17 protein-coding genes and 1 tRNA gene are annotated in these 15,493 nt (G+C 70.5%); 5 read left to right on the forward strand and 13 right to left on the reverse strand.

Annotated features, from left to right (window positions below; genetic code table 11):
- The first annotated feature begins 221 nt into the window (after positions 1-221).
- Positions 222-1,439: a serine hydrolase domain-containing protein gene (locus tag ACFY3V_RS38990; protein WP_389780365.1), complete on the forward strand. Its 1,218-nt coding sequence runs from the start codon at positions 222-224 to the stop codon at positions 1,437-1,439.
- A 166-nt stretch (positions 1,440-1,605) separates the two neighbouring features.
- Here ACFY3V_RS38990 and ACFY3V_RS38995 read toward each other — a convergent pair whose 3' ends face one another.
- The 10 genes from ACFY3V_RS38995 to ACFY3V_RS39040 form a co-directional block, all read right to left on the reverse strand.
- Complete coding sequence (locus ACFY3V_RS38995; protein WP_362905341.1) at positions 1,606-2,787, reverse strand: FAD-dependent oxidoreductase; 1,182 nt, start codon at positions 2,785-2,787, stop codon at positions 1,606-1,608.
- A 103-nt stretch (positions 2,788-2,890) separates the two neighbouring features.
- Complete coding sequence (gene sigJ, locus ACFY3V_RS39000) at positions 2,891-3,835, reverse strand: RNA polymerase sigma factor SigJ (RefSeq protein ID WP_362905343.1); 945 nt, start codon at positions 3,833-3,835, stop codon at positions 2,891-2,893.
- A 211-nt stretch (positions 3,836-4,046) separates the two neighbouring features.
- Positions 4,047-4,262: a ferredoxin gene (locus tag ACFY3V_RS39005; protein WP_362905345.1), complete on the reverse strand. Its 216-nt coding sequence runs from the start codon at positions 4,260-4,262 to the stop codon at positions 4,047-4,049.
- Positions 4,259-5,470 carry a cytochrome P450 gene (locus tag ACFY3V_RS39010; protein ID WP_362905348.1) on the reverse strand — a complete coding sequence of 404 codons (1,212 nt, stop codon included), beginning with the start codon at positions 5,468-5,470 and terminating at the stop codon, positions 4,259-4,261. Before ACFY3V_RS39010 ends, ACFY3V_RS39005 begins: the two co-directional genes overlap by 4 nt.
- Before the next feature lie 253 nt (positions 5,471-5,723).
- Positions 5,724-5,796, reverse strand: a tRNA-Ala gene (locus ACFY3V_RS39015).
- Positions 5,797-5,815: 19 nt separating this feature from the next.
- A complete protein-coding gene (locus ACFY3V_RS39020) occupies positions 5,816-7,246 on the reverse strand; it encodes an MFS transporter (protein ID WP_362905350.1) in 1,431 nt (476 codons plus the stop codon).
- 218 nt (positions 7,247-7,464) lie between these two features.
- Positions 7,465-8,694 (reverse strand): CynX/NimT family MFS transporter, encoded by a 1,230-nt coding sequence (locus tag ACFY3V_RS39025; protein WP_389780369.1) that lies wholly within the window; start codon positions 8,692-8,694, stop codon positions 7,465-7,467.
- 380 nt (positions 8,695-9,074) lie between these two features.
- Positions 9,075-9,779: an SRPBCC family protein gene (locus ACFY3V_RS39030; protein WP_362905354.1), complete on the reverse strand. Its 705-nt coding sequence runs from the start codon at positions 9,777-9,779 to the stop codon at positions 9,075-9,077.
- A gap of 66 nt (positions 9,780-9,845) precedes the next feature.
- Positions 9,846-10,226, reverse strand: coding sequence for a hypothetical protein (locus tag ACFY3V_RS39035; protein WP_350945831.1), 381 nt, complete (start codon positions 10,224-10,226; stop codon positions 9,846-9,848).
- Positions 10,223-10,585: a hypothetical protein gene (locus tag ACFY3V_RS39040; RefSeq protein WP_362905358.1), complete on the reverse strand. Its 363-nt coding sequence runs from the start codon at positions 10,583-10,585 to the stop codon at positions 10,223-10,225. The genes ACFY3V_RS39035 and ACFY3V_RS39040 overlap by 4 nt, the downstream gene beginning before the upstream one ends.
- Before the next feature lie 86 nt (positions 10,586-10,671).
- On the opposite strand from ACFY3V_RS39040, the gene ACFY3V_RS39045 reads away from it, so the two are divergent.
- On the forward strand, positions 10,672-11,184 hold the full coding sequence (locus tag ACFY3V_RS39045) for a DUF523 domain-containing protein (RefSeq protein WP_389780372.1): 513 nt from the start codon (positions 10,672-10,674) through the stop codon (positions 11,182-11,184).
- A 40-nt stretch (positions 11,185-11,224) separates the two neighbouring features.
- On the opposite strand, the gene ACFY3V_RS39050 is transcribed toward ACFY3V_RS39045, so the two are convergent.
- The gene (locus ACFY3V_RS39050) at positions 11,225-11,425 is read right to left on the reverse strand and encodes a hypothetical protein (RefSeq protein ID WP_350945828.1); all 201 of its coding nucleotides are present in this window, start codon (positions 11,423-11,425) and stop codon (positions 11,225-11,227) included.
- Between ACFY3V_RS39050 and ACFY3V_RS39055 the strand changes: the two genes are divergently transcribed.
- The 3 genes from ACFY3V_RS39055 to ACFY3V_RS39065 are packed head-to-tail and all read left to right on the forward strand — an operon-like array spanning position 11,415 to position 13,961.
- Positions 11,415-11,903 carry a hypothetical protein gene (locus ACFY3V_RS39055; RefSeq protein ID WP_389780374.1) on the forward strand — a complete coding sequence of 163 codons (489 nt, stop codon included), beginning with the start codon at positions 11,415-11,417 and terminating at the stop codon, positions 11,901-11,903. The two genes, ACFY3V_RS39050 and ACFY3V_RS39055, sit on opposite strands and share 11 nt — an antisense overlap.
- Before the next feature lie 43 nt (positions 11,904-11,946).
- The gene (locus ACFY3V_RS39060; protein ID WP_350945826.1) at positions 11,947-12,624 is read left to right on the forward strand and encodes a response regulator transcription factor; all 678 of its coding nucleotides are present in this window, start codon (positions 11,947-11,949) and stop codon (positions 12,622-12,624) included.
- Complete coding sequence (locus tag ACFY3V_RS39065) at positions 12,621-13,961, forward strand: ATP-binding protein (RefSeq protein ID WP_362905363.1); 1,341 nt, start codon at positions 12,621-12,623, stop codon at positions 13,959-13,961. The genes ACFY3V_RS39060 and ACFY3V_RS39065 overlap by 4 nt, the downstream gene beginning before the upstream one ends.
- Before the next feature lie 529 nt (positions 13,962-14,490).
- On the opposite strand, the gene ACFY3V_RS39070 is transcribed toward ACFY3V_RS39065, so the two are convergent.
- Together ACFY3V_RS39070 and ACFY3V_RS39075 are read right to left on the reverse strand one after the other, a co-directional pair.
- Positions 14,491-14,853: a DoxX family protein gene (locus ACFY3V_RS39070; RefSeq protein WP_362905364.1), complete on the reverse strand. Its 363-nt coding sequence runs from the start codon at positions 14,851-14,853 to the stop codon at positions 14,491-14,493.
- 301 nt (positions 14,854-15,154) lie between these two features.
- A partial coding sequence (locus tag ACFY3V_RS39075; protein WP_389780378.1) for a hypothetical protein occupies positions 15,155-15,493 on the reverse strand: 339 nt, incomplete at its 5' end.

Genomic DNA, 15,493 nt, shown 5'->3' on the forward strand with positions numbered 1-15,493 from the left:
TCATATATGTGAACTAGCCGAACACGTTTGATCCACTAAGAAGATATTTGATAGCTAGTTTCACATATGCCCGATTTGTCGAGTAATCGGACCGTAGGGGGCTTTGTGGTTCACACTTGTGAACGTAGGTCCACAGCCTTGACTCGATGCCACACCGTACGGCAGCATCGCGCGGGTCCCTTCGATGAGGGACGTCTCACCGTCCGGAGAGGAAACGGCCCATGCGGACCACGGTGAACCCCGCCTCCCACGGACTCGCCCCGTCGAGCCTGGCCACCCTCGACGAGCGACTGCGCGAGTACGTCGACAACGGCCTTCTCCCCGGCTGGCAACTCCTGGTGAGTCGGCACGGGCAGATCGTCCACCACCGCTCCTACGGCATGGACGACCGTGACGACACGCTCTTCCGGATCTACTCGATGACCAAACCCGTCACCTCGGTCGCCGCGATGATCCTCCACGAGGAGGGCCGATTCGACCTGACCGACCCGCTGGAACGCCACCTACCGGCCTTCCGCGATATGAGGATCTTCACCGGCGGCGACGCGGACGCCCCGGTGACCGAGCCGACGCGGGGCCCCATCCGGGTTCGCCACCTGCTCCAGCACACCTCGGGCCTGTCCTACGGTGCCTTCCTGGACCACCCGCTGGACGAGATGTACCGCGCCCGGGGCCTCGGCTCACCACAGCCCCCGGGCCGCGATCTGGCCGAGCTCACCGACGCCTGGGCCGGGCTTCCGCTGCTGTTCGAACCCGGCAGCCGCTGGAACTACGGCGTCTCCACCGACGTTCTCGGCCGCCTGATCGAGGTCGTCTCCGGACAGAGCCTGGACGCCTTCCTCACCGAACGCGTCTTCGCGCCACTGGGAATGACCGACACCACTTTCACCCCGACCCCGGCACAGCGCGCCCGTCTAGCCCGCGTGTACGCCCCCGGCGAGGGCGGCGGCCTGGTCGAACGTGCCGAGGACGCCGAGGACGCCGAGGACACGGTGCTGGAGAGCTCAGGTTTCCTGTGCGGCGGCGGCGGGCTGCTGTCGACCATGGCCGACTACCACCGCTTCACCCAGATGCTGCTGGGCGGCGGCGCCCTCGACGGCGTCCGCCTCCTGGAGCGCCACACGGTGAACCTCATGACCGCCAACCACCTGCCCGGCGGCGTCGATCTCGCCCAGGCCGCCGTGACGATCCCCGAACCCGGTCGCTACGACGGCCTCGGCTTCGGCCTGGGCTTCTCCACCGACCTGGATCCGACCTTCCGTGGCGTCACCTGCGCCCCCGGCCAGTACGGCTGGTCCGGCGCGGCCGGGACGACCTTCCTCGTCGACCCCCACCACCACCTCACCGCCGTCTTCCTGACCCAGGTCCTCCCCTCCCCCCACACCGCCGCCGTCCGAACCCTTCTCGGCCGTCTCCCGCACACCGGACTGCGGGACTGACCACTGACACCGCCGCCCCCGAACGGCGGGTTCACGGTCACGTCCGGCCGAGGGACGCGCCACCTCGGCCCCGGGCGAAGCCAGTCAGGTGTGATCAGGGCCGCGACGCCGGACCGTCACCCACCGACCGGGGGCAAGCCCACCCGGTCCGGGAACCACCGGTCGATCACGAGCCGACCACCGCGGCCCGCTCCCGCGTGACACGGCGGCGCCGAACCGGCAGCCCGAGCGTCGGGTTCGCGACGCCCCAGGCGGCGCCCCTGCAGACCAGCTCCTTGTAGACGGCCGCGAACCGTCCGGTCAGGACCGCCCGCACCGCACGGTCGTCGGCGGTGACGTACTGGATCAGCCCCTCCCCGCGCCCCAGTGAGACGCACTGATTGATGTAGCGGATCGGCGTGTTCGGGAGTCTCCCGCCGGTCAGGCGCGCCGCGATCGCGTCGGCGGCCTGCCACGCGGTCGGCCCTCCCGAGGCGCACGACATCCGCAGCGGCTTGCCGCCTGGGCCCGCCACCATCGCCGCGTCGCCGACGGCGTACACCTCCGGGTGCGAGACCGAGCGCATGGTCTCGTCGACCACGATCTGGCCGGTGCCGGTGACCTTCAGGCCGGTCGCCGCCGCGATCGGGTGGACGGCGAAGCCGGTGGTCCACACGGTGACCGCGGCCGGGATGCCCCTGCCGTCGGCGGTGGTGACGCGCTCGGCCTCGACCCCGGTGACGACGGCGTGCTCGTGCACGGTGATCTTGAGCTTGCCGAAGACCTTCCGCAGATGCTCGCGGCCCCTGGACGAGAAGTGGCCACCGAGGTCGCCGCGGACGGCGAGCGCGACGTCGAGGTCCGGGCGCGCCTCGGCGATCTCGGCCGCGGCCTCCAGGCCGGTGAGACCTCCGCCGACGACGACCACGCTCTGTCCGGCGCCCAGGCGTGCCAGGCGCTCACGCAGCCGGAGTGCTCCGGGCCGGCCGGCGATCTCGTAGGCGTGCTCGGCGCTCCCGGGGACGCCCTGGGAGTTCCAGCCGCTGCCCAGGGCGTAGACGAGCGTGTCGTAGGCGAGTTCTTCCGCGCCGTTCGCGTCGACGACGGCGACGGTCCTGCCGTCGACGTCGACGCCGGTGACCTTCGCGATCCGCAGTTCGACGCCAGTGCCTGCGAACATCTCACTGAACGGCCGGGGCCTGAGATCCTGGCCGACCGCCAGCTGGTGCATACGGACGCGTTCCACGAAGTCGGGCTCGGCGTTGACGAGGGTGATCGCGACGTCCTCACGGCGGAGCCGCCTGGCGAGGCGACCGGCGGCGATGGCTCCGGCATATCCGGCTCCAAGAACGATGATGCGGTGCTGCATTCCCTTGCTCCTGTCTCGCGCGGGTTTGCCCTTTGAACCGGGCGGCCCGCCGTTTCCTGACAGGAACGCGATGTGAAGCACCTCACACAGTGATCGGAAGTGATCAGGAGGCGCCGAACAGAGGCTCCCCGTGATCGGTGGCCGCCCAGCGCGCGGTCGCGCGGTCGAGCTTGTCGGGATTGACCTGGTGACGGAACGCGGCGATGCCCTCGGCGGTGACCTCCAGGCACATGACACCGACGACCCGGCCGTCCATGACGGCCACGACGGCGGGGTCACCGTTGGCGGTCCAGGCGTAGACCTCGGGCACACCGCCGACCACGGCGCGTACGCCCTTGCCGAACGCGAACAGGCCCCGCAGGAACTTCGCGACCGCGACGGAGCCCTCGAACGCCGTGGCGCGGGCCGGAACCTTTCCTCCACCGTCTCCGATCGAGACGACGTCCTCGGTGAGCAGCCGCACGAGCGATTCGACCTGGCCGCCGGCCGCGGCCGCCAGGAACTCCTCGACGATCCGCCGGGTCGCGGCCTCGTCGACCTCTGTTCGGGCTTTGCCGTCCGCGACGCGCTTCCTGGCCCGGTGGAAGATCTGCTGGCTGGCCCCCTCGGTGATGTCGAGGATCTCGGCGATCTCCCGGTGCGAGTAGCCGAAGGCCTCCCGCAGCACGTACACCGCCCGCTCGTTGGGGTGGAGGCGCTCCATGAGGGTGAGGACCGCGTACGAGACCGATTCGCGCTGCTCGGCGGTCTCGGCCGGGCCGAGCATCGGGTCTCCGGCGAGCAGCGGTTCGGGAAGCCACTGGCCCACGTAGGTCTCGCGGCGCGCCCGCGCGGAGGCGAGCTGGTTGAGGCACAGGTTGGTGAGGACCTTCGTCAGCCAGGCCTCGGGGACCTCGATGCGGCCGACGTCGGCGGCCTGCCAGCGCAGGAACGTCTCCTGCACGGCGTCCTCGGCCTCCCCGCCGGAGCCGAGGAGGCGATAGGCGATGGCCTCCAGGCGCGGTCTGGAGGCCTCGAACCGGCCGACGTCGTTCGCGGTCAACGGCATGGCCCGATCCTAGGTCGCGCGGCGCGAATCGGCCGCCACGGCAGGAATCGAGGTAGCCCTGTCCCGACGCGAGCCGCGCCACGCAAAAGAGGTTCGATGATCGCCGCACGCGATCCGTGGGCGCCGGACCCGCGCCGGAGGACTACGGCGCGGGTCCGGCATACCGCGGTGCGGCGCCGGCGGGTTCACGAGATGACCGGGTCGCGACGGCTCAACCCGCGTCCCGGGAACGGAGGATGATCGCTTCACGGGGGCAGCAGTCCGCCACCTCCTCGGCCAGCGAGATGTCGTCCGGGTCGGTGAGTTCGCCCTCGCGCGCGACGGCGATCCGATCCGCGCCGAGCGTGAACAGCCCGGGGGCCGTCGCGGAACAGAGCCCGGTGCCGAAACACAGGGCTCGGTCCACCTCCAGACGCCGGCCCGTCACAGGACGACGGGCAGAGCACGGTAGTCGTTCAACGCCCACACCTCGTGACGCCGTATCTCCTCCCGGGGGCAGGCGAGCCGCAGATCCGGGAACCGCTCGACGAGAGTGGCGAGAGCCATCTCGCTGATCAACCGCGCGGCGGCCGCCCCGAGGCAGTTGTGGATACCGTGCCCGAGTCCCAGGTGACGCGCCCCGCTGCGGGTGAGGTCGAGGCGATGCGGATCGTCGAAGACCTCCGGGTCACGGTTGGCCGACGCGATCATGACCATCACCGGCTCACCGGCCGCGATCTCCACGTCCCTCACCTTGATCGCCTCGGTGGGGAACCGCCAGGGCACGGAGGCGACCGGCGACTCGTAGCGCAGCAGCTCCTCGATGCCCGACCGGCCCAGGACGCCTGGATCCCCGGTGACCAGCGCGCGCTGGTCGGGGTGGTCCAGCAGCGCCAGCATCGCGTTGCCGATGAACATCTTGGTCGTCCCGACCCCCGCGATGATCATGATGATCACCATCGCCACCAGCTCGTCCTCGGTGATCCGCCCCTCCTCGTCCGCCGCGCGGATGAAGGCGGAGGTGAGGTCGTCACCCGGTTCGGCCCGCTTCCTGGCGACGAGCTCGCGGCCCCGTTCGCAGAAACGCTCCCGCGCCCCCGGAATCAGCGGATGTTCGGCCGGGTCGGTGGAGATGAGCAGGTCCACGTCCCGGGCGAGATCCTCCCGCCCCTCCAGGGTGAACCCGAGGCGCGTCGCGATCACAGAAGGTGGAATCGGCGCCGCGAACTCCGACACCAGATCCCGTTCCTGCCCCGGTTCCCAATCTTTTATGGTCAGGTCGATAACGCGCCGGATATCCTCCCGCCATTTTTCGACGGCTCGCGGAGTGAACGCGCTCATGGCGCACCGCCGGACCCGGGTGTGCTGCGGTGGATCGAGTCCCGGAATGGTCTGCGCCAGTATGCTCTCTCCACCGATGGACAATCCCGCCGCGTGGAATTCGGCGCTCCCGCGCCACTCGGCGGTGCTGAACCGCGTGTCGGCGAGGATGGCCTGAGCGTCGTCGTATCTGGTCACCACCCACATGGGGACGTCGCCGAGCGGGAAGACGTATCGATGAACAGGCGAGTTGACCCGCAACCAGTCAAGCGCCGTATAGGGGTCACGAAAATAGTCGGAGCCGAAAAGCTCGAACGGAACGACCGTATCAGCCATGCCAGGATTCCTCCCGCTGCCTATATCGCCCGCATCGTACGTCTCATATCCACCGCGGGAAATAGGCGGCCCGCAACGGAGCCACCACACAAAAGGCGAACGCCGGTCACCGGAAGAACCCTGCGAGCAAAGGCACGGCTCACTCGACCCGGACTCCGAGTGGGAGGACCCGGGGGTCGTCCCGCCGGGTAAACGAGAACGGGACCTGCGGGAAGCCGCCCCTGAAGGCGGACCCGCAGGTCCCGGTCACACGTGGAGCTATGGGGATTCGAACCCCAGACCTCCTCCATGCCATGGAGGCGCGCTACCAGCTGCGCCATAGCCCCTTGCGATGCAGATGAAATCCTAGCCGATTCGGGACAGTCCTCGCGCCCTCATTCCGGTCGCGAGCGCGACGGCCGCGGAGCCCGCGGCGCTCGCGGTGATGATGCCGAAGGAGATCACGTACGCGTCGCGGGAGGGGACGGAGGTTCCCGCGATGGTGATCGAGGTGAGGAGCGCGGAGGTCGCGGCGCCGGAGAGGCTGCCGCCGATGGAGCGGACCAGGGAGTTGATGCCGCTCGCGATACCGCTCTGGTCCCTGGACACGTGCTGCACGGCGAGGGCCCCCAGCGCGGCGTAGCCGATGCCGAACCCCAGGCCCTGTACGGCGTTGGAGCCGACCAGATGGAGCACCGAGTCGTTGAAAAGGGTGAACCAGCCGAATCCGGTGGCGCACAGGCCCGCGCCGAGGGCGAGGGAGTAGGCGGGACCGAGCCGGGCGGAGAGACGGCCCGCCGTGAAGGAGGCGAGCAGCATCGTCACGGTGCTGGGCAGGGCGTAGACGCCGACGTCGAGGACCGACCCGCCGAAGCCGTACCCGGCGGACGAGGGTGTCTGGATGAATCCTGAGACCAGGGTGAAGGAGCCGAACATGGCGAAACCCAGGAGCATCGACGCCACGTTGGCCGGCAGGGACCGACGCCCGACGAGCAGGTGGAGCCGTACCATCGGCGCCCGGAGCCGCAGCTGGCTGAAGACCCAGACGGCACAGAATCCGCCCGCGCCCGCGAACAGCCACAGGACGACTCCCGAACTCCAGCCCCAGTCGTTGCCCTTGGAGATCGCCAGCAGCAGGCAGACCAGCCAGGCCGACAGCAGTACCGCGCCGATGAGGTCGGGACGGCCCCCGGCGCCGGCTCCGTCGCCGGGAGCGCTCAGCACGATGAGAACGATCGCGAGCGCGCTGAGCCCAGCCGTGATCCAGAAGACCGGGTGGTGATCGGGGGTGCGGTCGGCGATCAGGCCGGTGACGATCATGCCGAGGCTGCCGCCGACACCCATGGTGGCGCTGACCACCCCGATCGCCGTCATGACCCTGCCGGGCGGGAAGGTGTCCCTGATCATGCCGATGGCCAGCGGGATCAGTGCCGCCGAGGCGCCCTGCAGAGCCCGCCCGGCGATCAGCACGGGGAGGGAACCGGACAGGGCGCAGACCAGCGAGCCCAGTACGAGCAGGCCGACGGTGAACAGGATCATCCGCTTCTTGCCGTACATGTCCCCGAGGCGCGAAAGCAGCGGCGTGGCCACCGCCGCGGCGAGCAGCGAGGCGGTGAAGACCCAGGTGACCTCGGCCACCGACGCGCCGAAGGTGACCATGAGCCTGGGCAGCAGCGGAATGACCACGGTCTGCTGCACGGACACGACCATTCCGGCGGTGGAGAGCGCCACCAGGGTCAGCCAGAGATGTCTGCCCTGCCGTGTGGTGCCAGGTTCGGCGAGGGTCGTTCCCGTCACTGCCCGCTCCTCCGCTGTCGACTGCCGCCTTCGCATGGTAGAGGGCGACGGTAAACAACTGTTTACCGGGTGGCGGCCGGCCGAACCCCCTCGGCCTTTCCGCCGGGACGCGTGACGCGCGTCGAGTCCGCGATCGGCGTCATCTCGTCATGCCGATGTTCATGCCGATGCGGCTCGCGCCGCCCCCGAAGGGGCGCGAGCCGCATCGGCGCGGTCGATCAGCGCGCGAGGGACCGCTCGTCCTCCAGATATCCAGGGCGACCGGCGTGCCAGCCGGTCACGAACTGGACGGCGACCACCGCGAACAGCAGCAGGAACGGCAGCGTCCAGCCGCCGGTCGATTCGTGCATGACGCCGACGACCAGGGGCCCGGCACCCGCGATGAGGTATCCGACACTCTGCCCGAAGGCCGACAGCGCGGCCGTCGCCTCGGGGGTGCGGGTGCGCATGGCGAGCATCGTGAGCGCGAGGGGGAACGACCCCATGCCGACGCCCACCAGGCTCGCGAAGACCCAGGCCAGGCCGGAGGGACCGAGCCAGAGTCCGAGGAATCCGACCGTGTAGAAGACGACGAAGGCGGCAACCACGGGCCTCTGGTCGGGGAACCGCGACGCGATCGAGGGCACCAGGAGCGAGACCGGGATACCGATCGCGGTGAAGACGCCCAGCACCAGGCCCGCCTGCGCGGTGGTGTAGCCGCCGTCGGTCAGGATCTTCGGCAGGAAGCCGAACATGATGTAGGCGACCATGCTCTGGGTGCCGAAATAGGCGGCGACCGCCCAGGCCAGCCTGCTACGAAGCAGGGCACGGGCCCCCGTGCCCCCGCTCGTGCCGCGCCGCTCCGGCTCACTGCGCGAGAGCGCAAGCCACGGAATGGCGGCGACGGCCGCGAGCGCCCCCCACACCCCCAGGGCAACATGCCAGTTGCCGTCGGTGGCCCGCTGGATGGGCACGGTCGCGGCGGCCGCGAGCATCGTGCCCACCGCGAGGGCGGTGGTGTAGACGGTGGTCATGGTCCCGGCCCGGCCGGGGAAGTGACGCTTGATCAGGCTGGGGATGAGCACGTTGCCCACCGCGCCGCCCGACAGCGCCAGGGCACTGCTGTAGAGGAACACCTCGGCCGAGCCCACCATCGAGCGGATGAGCAGGCCCGCACCGAGGACGACGAGGGCGAGGAGCAGAAGGCGGTGCTCTCCGACCCTCACCGCGAGGGCGGGCGTCACCGCGCCGACCGAGGCGAAGATGAGCACCGGGAGCGTGGTGAGCAGCCCGGCTCCGACGGCGGTCATGCCGAGGCCGGAGGTTATCTGGTCGAGGACCGGTCCGACGCTCGTGACGGCGGTACGCAGGTTCAGTGCCGCGAGGACGATTCCCAGTACGAGCAACCAGGCGAGAGAGCCCGTGGTTCCATCGGTGCGGCCCCTGGTCTGATGGGTGAGCACGCTCATGCTGGTTTCAGTCCTCCTCAGTGGTTTCATCCAATCGTAGGATGATTGGCTGACCCCGACTGTAACAGGAGTGAAACCTCAGTTTGTTCCTGACCTGGCGTGCCGAATCCGAACAGGACGAATCACTGACAACGTGAAAGCCGGGCCACGATCCTCTTTACAGATCGTGGCCCGGCTTTCTCACGCACCGGCGCGACTCCCCCGCCTCCGGATGCCCGGAATCCCGGACGGTTCGGGCAGCGGACGCCTGGGGCGTCACCGAGCGCGCCTTGGGATCGGACGCGCGGCCCGGGACCGACCGCACCGGACGCCCACCCCGGACGAGAGTCCCCCCAGGTCCGGACGGCGGTTTCCGGGCACGCGGCCCCGGTCGGCGAGCGTCAGATGCGCGGCCCCGGGGTGAGCGGCGGCTCCTCGCCCGGCCTGCGCCCCGCCGGGGGCAGCGGCTCACCACCGGGCGGAGGAAGATCCGGGTCCGCCGGGTAGGGCTGGCCCACCGTACGCGGCGGCATCGGCTCGCCGAACCCGTGACCGCCCCCCGTACCGGTGCCGCGATGCTCCCCCAGGCCCTGGTCGCTCAGAGGCCGGTCGGTGACCCCACCGGTGCCGGCGACATCGCCGCCGCGCTCGTGCGGGCCGGGAACGTCGCCGCGCCACGCGCCGGTCTCGTCGCCGCGCGACTCGACGAAGGCCTTGAAACGCTCCAGGTCGCCACGGACGCGCAGCCGGACGAGCTGCAGCCAGTCACCGACGGTCTCGACGAACCCCTCGGGGTCGTACTCCATCTGCAACGTGACCCGGGTGCTGTCGGGGCCGAGATGGTGGAAGGTCACCACGCCCGCCTGGTGCGGCTTGTCCAGTGACTTCCAGGCCACCCGCTCGTCGGGGTGCTGCTCGGTGATCTCCGCCTCGAACTCCCGGCGGACCCCGGCGATCTCGACGACCCACGCCGTACGCGTGTCGCTCAGCTGCTTGATCGACTCGACGCCTTCCATGAACTCGGGAAAGCTCTCGAACTGGGTCCACTGGTTGTACGCGGTCCGGATCGGAACGTTGACGTCCACTGACTGTTCAATCGAGCTCATGACCGTGCCTCCCTTGTGGTTTGGTCGGTTCGGGAACCAGACCTGCCCGGTGAGGCACGGGCCTAACTAGCGGCGCCGCAAAAGCCAGTAAAGGCCCAGGACGGGAAGCACAAACGGGATGAAAAGATATCCGCTCCCGTAACCCGACCAGACCGTGGCACGCGGGAAGGCCTCGGGGTCGACCATGCTGAGCGTTCCCACGATGAGCACCCCGGCCAGCTCGACACCGCAGGCGACGAGCGCCAGGGTCCTGTTCCCCCTGGCCAGCGCCACGGTAAGCACGACGTAGACGGCCGCGGCGAACGCCGACAGCGCGTAGGCCAGCGGAGCCTCCTGGAACCGGGTGGCGATCTGCACGGCGGCACGCGCCCCCGCGGCGAGGGCGAACACCCCGTAGACCGCCACCAGCGCGCGCCCCGGCCCGCTGCCGATCGCCGGTTCGCTCACGGCAGCCCCTGCCAGACCTGGAGCATCCGCCCGACCATGCCGGGAATCGCGAAACCCGCCACCGCGATCACCGCGGGCCCCCAGCGCGACCGCTCACCGATCCCCCAGAACGCCGCCACCGGCGGGATCACCAGGCTGCCCGCCAGATAGCCGATGAGCGTGGCCGTCTCCGCGGGCCCCTCACCCCGCACCAGCGCGGCGATCACGAACCCGGCCTGGACGAGCAGGCCGATCTCCAGCACTCCGAGCACGACGAGGAGCGGTCTGCTCATCGCCCTGTTCCTCGCCGTACTCACCAGCGCGAAGATCCCGACCAACAGCGACAGCAGGATGAGGCCGGTCGCGAGCGGGCCGATCATCGAGACCTCAGGGGATCGAAAAGCATGGGCAGCAGGGTACTGCCCGGCCCCCTCGCCCTCCGCTCCGCGCCACGTACTCTGGGTCCGTGGAGAGGATCCTGGTCAGCGCCTGCCTGATGGGACGGAAGGTCCGCTACGACGGGGCCGCCAAGACGAGCGGCGACGCCCTGCTGGCCACGTGGCGGCGACAGGGGCGGCTCGTCCCGTTCTGCCCCGAGGTCGAGGGCGGTCTGCCCGTTCCGCGCCCGGCCGCGGAGATCGAGGACGGCGCCGGGGGTGAGGCGGTGCTGTCCGGGGCGGCCCGGGTGCTGACCGCCGAGGGTGCCGACGTCACGGAGTCCTTTCTCTCCGGCGCACGGGCGGCGCTCGCCGCCGCGCGGACCCACGGTGTGCGGGTGGCGATTCTGAAGGAGGGCAGTCCCTCCTGCGGCAGCCTGGTCATCTACGACGGCGCCTTCGGGGGCGGGCGCGTGCCCGGCCACGGGGTGACCACCGCCCTGCTCGAACGGCACGGCATCGCGGTCTTTTCCGAGGAGCGCGTCGCCGAGGCCGCCGCGCGACTGCGCGAACTCGGCGATCGGCACCCCGGACCCGCCTGAGGGCCGGCCCTCGCTCGCCCCGGCGTCCATCAGGGGCGGCCTAGTACTCCCACAGGTCGGTGCGGCCCTCCGCTCCGATGCAGAAGACCGCGGAACCGTGCTCTCCCTGGACGAGGTCGACCCTGATCCAGCCGGTGGCCGAGGCGACCTTGGCCTCGTAGCCCGCGTTGGGCGCGGCGGCGATCAGACGGCACACGCCGTTCTCGATGGCGAACGAGACCGAACCACCCTTGACGTTCACCACGCGCAGGTTCTCGGTGGAGATCGATCGCGTCCTGGTGGCCGTCGCCCTGGGTGTGGCGGGCGACGAGGTGGCCGCCTGGGTTCCGCGCGGCCTGGAAGGCGTGGACGACGGCCCGGAACGGGAGGAGTCGCCCTCCCGTGTGCGGGCCGGCGCCGCGGCGGTCCTCGACGGAGAGGGGGCGGAACTCGGCCTGGCGGTGTCGCGTGCGGGCGCGGTGGAGCGGGGCGCCGGGGTCCGGTCCGGCCCGGAGGAGGCCGCTGTCGGCGTGCCGAGTACCTGCGGTCCCGTGGGCGCTCCCCGGGGGAGTCGCGGGTTTCCCGTACGTCCGATGGCGGCGTTGATGGGTTCGATGCTCGCGTCCTCGAAGACCTCGCTGCGGAGCACGTCGCGGACGCCGAACCAGGCGACCGAGATCGCCAGGACGGTGGCCCCGCACCACACCGCTATGAACCCCAGCGTCTGCCGCATATCGTGAATTATTACGTCATATGTCCCACTGTTCACTACCGTTACATGGCATGGCGACGGTGCTAGTGGTCGAAGACGATGAATACGTACGATCCGCGATCATCCAGGAACTCAGCAGGCGCCAGCACGCCGTACGCAGCGCGGGGCGTGCGCTCGACGCGCTGCGAGAGATCACCCAGAACCCCCCGGACGCGGTGGTTCTCGACCTCGGGCTGCCCGACCTGGACGGGGCGGAGGCGCTCAAGATGGTCCGCAGCGTCTCCAGCGTCCCGGTCATCGTGGCCACGGCCAGGGACAACGAGGCGGAGATCGTCCGTCTCCTCCAGGCGGGGGCCGACGACTACCTGGTCAAACCGTTCTCCGGCGACCACCTGAACGCCCGCCTGGACGCCGTGCTGCGCCGGGCGCGGAGCGCGACCCCACCCCCGGTCCTGTGCGTCGGCGCCCTGTCGGTGGACCTCAACCGGCGCGAGGCCCACCTGGACGGTGCCCCGCTCACCCTCACCAGGCGCGAGTTCGACCTCCTCGCCTATCTCGCCACCCGCGCCGACCGGGTGGTCTCCCGCAAGGAACTGCTCACCGAGGTCTGGCAACAGTCCTACGGGGACGACCAGACGATCGACGTCCACCTGTCATGGCTGCGGCGCAAGCTCGGCGAGAGCGCGTCCTCCCCCCGCTACCTGCACACCGTACGCGGCGTGGGGGTCATGCTGATCACACCGCCGTGAGGCGGACTCTCGCCCTGCTCACCGTCGCGGGAACCTCGATGGTCGCCCTCGCCTTCCTGATCCCGCTCGGACTCATCGTCAGGGAGATCGCCCACGGCCGGGCCATGGCCGAGGCGGAGCGGCAGGCCTCGGCGCTGGTCCCCGTGCTCGCCATCACCGTCGATCCCGACCGGCTCACCCACGCGCTGCTCAGCACCGGCGCACGGGACCGCATCGGGGTCCACCTGGCCGGCGGCGGCTCGGCCGGTACCGTGAGGGCCCCCGCGGAGACCGTGGCCGCGGCCTCCCGCCTGACCCGGGCCATCACCGCCGAGATGGACACCGGCTACCTCCTGCTGCGCCCTGTCGCCCTGGACGGTGACAGGACCGTGGTCATCGAGATCTTCATCCCGCCGGCCGACCTCACCCGAGGCGTCGCCTCGTCGTGGGCGGTGCTGAGCGGGGTGGCCGCGGTGCTCGTCGCCGGATCGCTCCTGGTCGGCGACCGGCTGGGCGTACGCGTGGTGCGCTCGGCCCGGCGGCTGGGACGGGCGGCGAGCGCCCTGGGCGCCGGGGACCTCAGCGTCCGCATCGAGCCCGAGGGGCCGCCCGAGCTCGTCGCGGCCGGCGAGGCGTTCAACAGCATGGCCGACCGCGTGACCCAGCTGCTGGCCGCGGAAAGGGAGATGGCCGCGGACCTGTCGCACCGCCTGCGCACCCCCCTCACCGCGCTCCGGCTCAGCCTGGACCACCTGGGACCCGAGGCCGAGCAGAGCAGGAGCGCGCTGAGCCGCCTGGAGGCCGAGGTGGATCAGATCATCGCGGCGGCGAGGCAGCCCTCCCGCGCGCCGGAGCTCGTCCACTGTGACGCCGCCGAGGTGCTGCGCGAACGGCTCGCCTTCTGGTCGGCGCTCGCCGAGGACCAGAGGCGCCCATGGGAGCTGATCGGCGCCTCGGCGCCCGCACGGGTGCCGGTCGCGGCAGGAGAGCTCAGCGCCGTGGTGGACGCCCTGCTCGGCAACGTCTTCCGGCACACCCCCGAGGGCACGGCGTTCACGGTGACCCTGCACCAGGGCTCGGGCACCGTCGGCGTGCTGATCGCCGACGCCGGTCCCGGCATCGGCGACCCCGAGGCGGCGCTGCGACGTGGGACCAGCGGGGCGGGATCCACCGGGCTCGGCCTGGACATCGCCCGCAGGCTCGCCGAGTCCTCCGGCGGCACCCTGCGAATCGACGCGTCCTCACTCGGCGGCGCCAGAGTCCAGCTCTGGTTCCGCACCGAACCGCACGACCGTCCCCCCCGTACCGCCCGGCGTCTGGTCGGCGGCCGCTGGTCCCGCAGGGACGCGAGGCGCTGAGCGGCGCGGCGGAACGTCGAGGACCGCGCCGGAGTGCGCCGGAGTGCGCCACGGCCGATACCGGGCCGGCTCACGACGTGCTTCTCCGGACGTCGGCCAGAGTACGCGTAGGCGAACGGCCGGCTCTCGACCGGATCACCCGAAGCGCGAAGCGTTGCCCGAACCACGCGTGAGCGGACATTGGTTAGATCACGCGTAAGCGCACCTTAAGCAATGCTCAAACGGGCTGTTTCCCCATTCCGGCTGCTCGATCATGAAGGGGAACGCGGACGTCACCCCGCGTCCATGGTTTCCGGCTCGCCCCGCCGCGCCGGTCTCGCGTCCAGACGGAGGAGGCGCGACCGGCACGGCGGGCGAGCCGGAAGCTCGCCTTCGCGGTCTCTTCTGATGATCCGTGATCGAAGCGCTCCGTCGCGAAGAACCGGTATGACGTTCGCCTTCCGGAGACGCGGGAACGGCGGGCATCCCCCACCTCCTCGTTGACCCGCTGCCCCGACTCGGCCGACGTGTCGTCCCGCGTGATCGGCCGTCACCGGATCACGAAACAGAACACGCCGGTGGCGAGGCAGACGACGAGCATGCCCGTGGCGTTGAGGAAGAGGTTCCTGCCGAAGTCTCTCGCCGCCACGTGCATCGATATCGCGACGAGGAAGTACAGGACGAGCGCGGCGCAGGTGACCGCCCCCAGATAGGGGATCCATATGCCCGCCAGCAGGCCGGCCGCCGCCGCGAACTTGATCGGCGACATCACCCACCAGTGTCTTCGCGGCCACTTCACGTCCTCCAGGCACTGAGCGACGAAAGCCACTGGCCTGACGCACAGGATCGCGTCGACCACCTGTATGAAAGCCAGCACCACGACGGGCCACACCGGATCAGGAAGGTGCGTCAAGGTCGTCCTCCCTTCGTACGCTCTCGACTCGAACCGTACCATACGGCATGGTATGGAAAGGCGGCAAGGATCCTCCGGCGCCGGGTCGTGCGGGCGGGTCACCGTCCCTCCTCCCGCTCAGCTGAACGCTCAGGTGAAGAAGAACGTGGGCCGCCCGGAAACCCGGTCGAACAACGGCGCGGACCGCGCGGGAAAGCAGCCGGCCGATGCCATGAACCGCACAGAAACCCGACCGGCGATGCCGTGGGGCGCCCGGCAAACCGGCCGGCCCATGTCGCAGAGCGCGAATCGATGTCGCGTCTCAGTCGGCGGCGGTGATCGACTCCTCAGGCACCAGGGGCAGAAGCATCTCGACGACGTCCCTCAACTCCTCGGCACCGACGGGCGGGACCAGCACGGTGGCCCCCACGGCCAGGAGATATGGAAGCAGCGCGGCTCGTCTCGCCTCCGCGTCCGTCGCGACATGGGGCCGCCAGACGCGCTGCAACGCCGACAGCCTGACCTGGTCGAGGGGGGGCGGGCCGGCGCGCCCCCCCCGCCCCCCCCCCCGCCATCCCCCCGCGCAGCCCAGCCCGAGCGGCACGCCGGTGACCGGCACGGCCGGGCGCACAACCACCGTCAAAGACGCCGCGAGCAGCCG

The sequence above is a fragment of the Streptosporangium sp. NPDC000095 genome (assembly GCF_042899335.1).
Taxonomy (GTDB): Bacteria; Actinomycetota; Actinomycetes; order Streptosporangiales; family Streptosporangiaceae; genus Streptosporangium.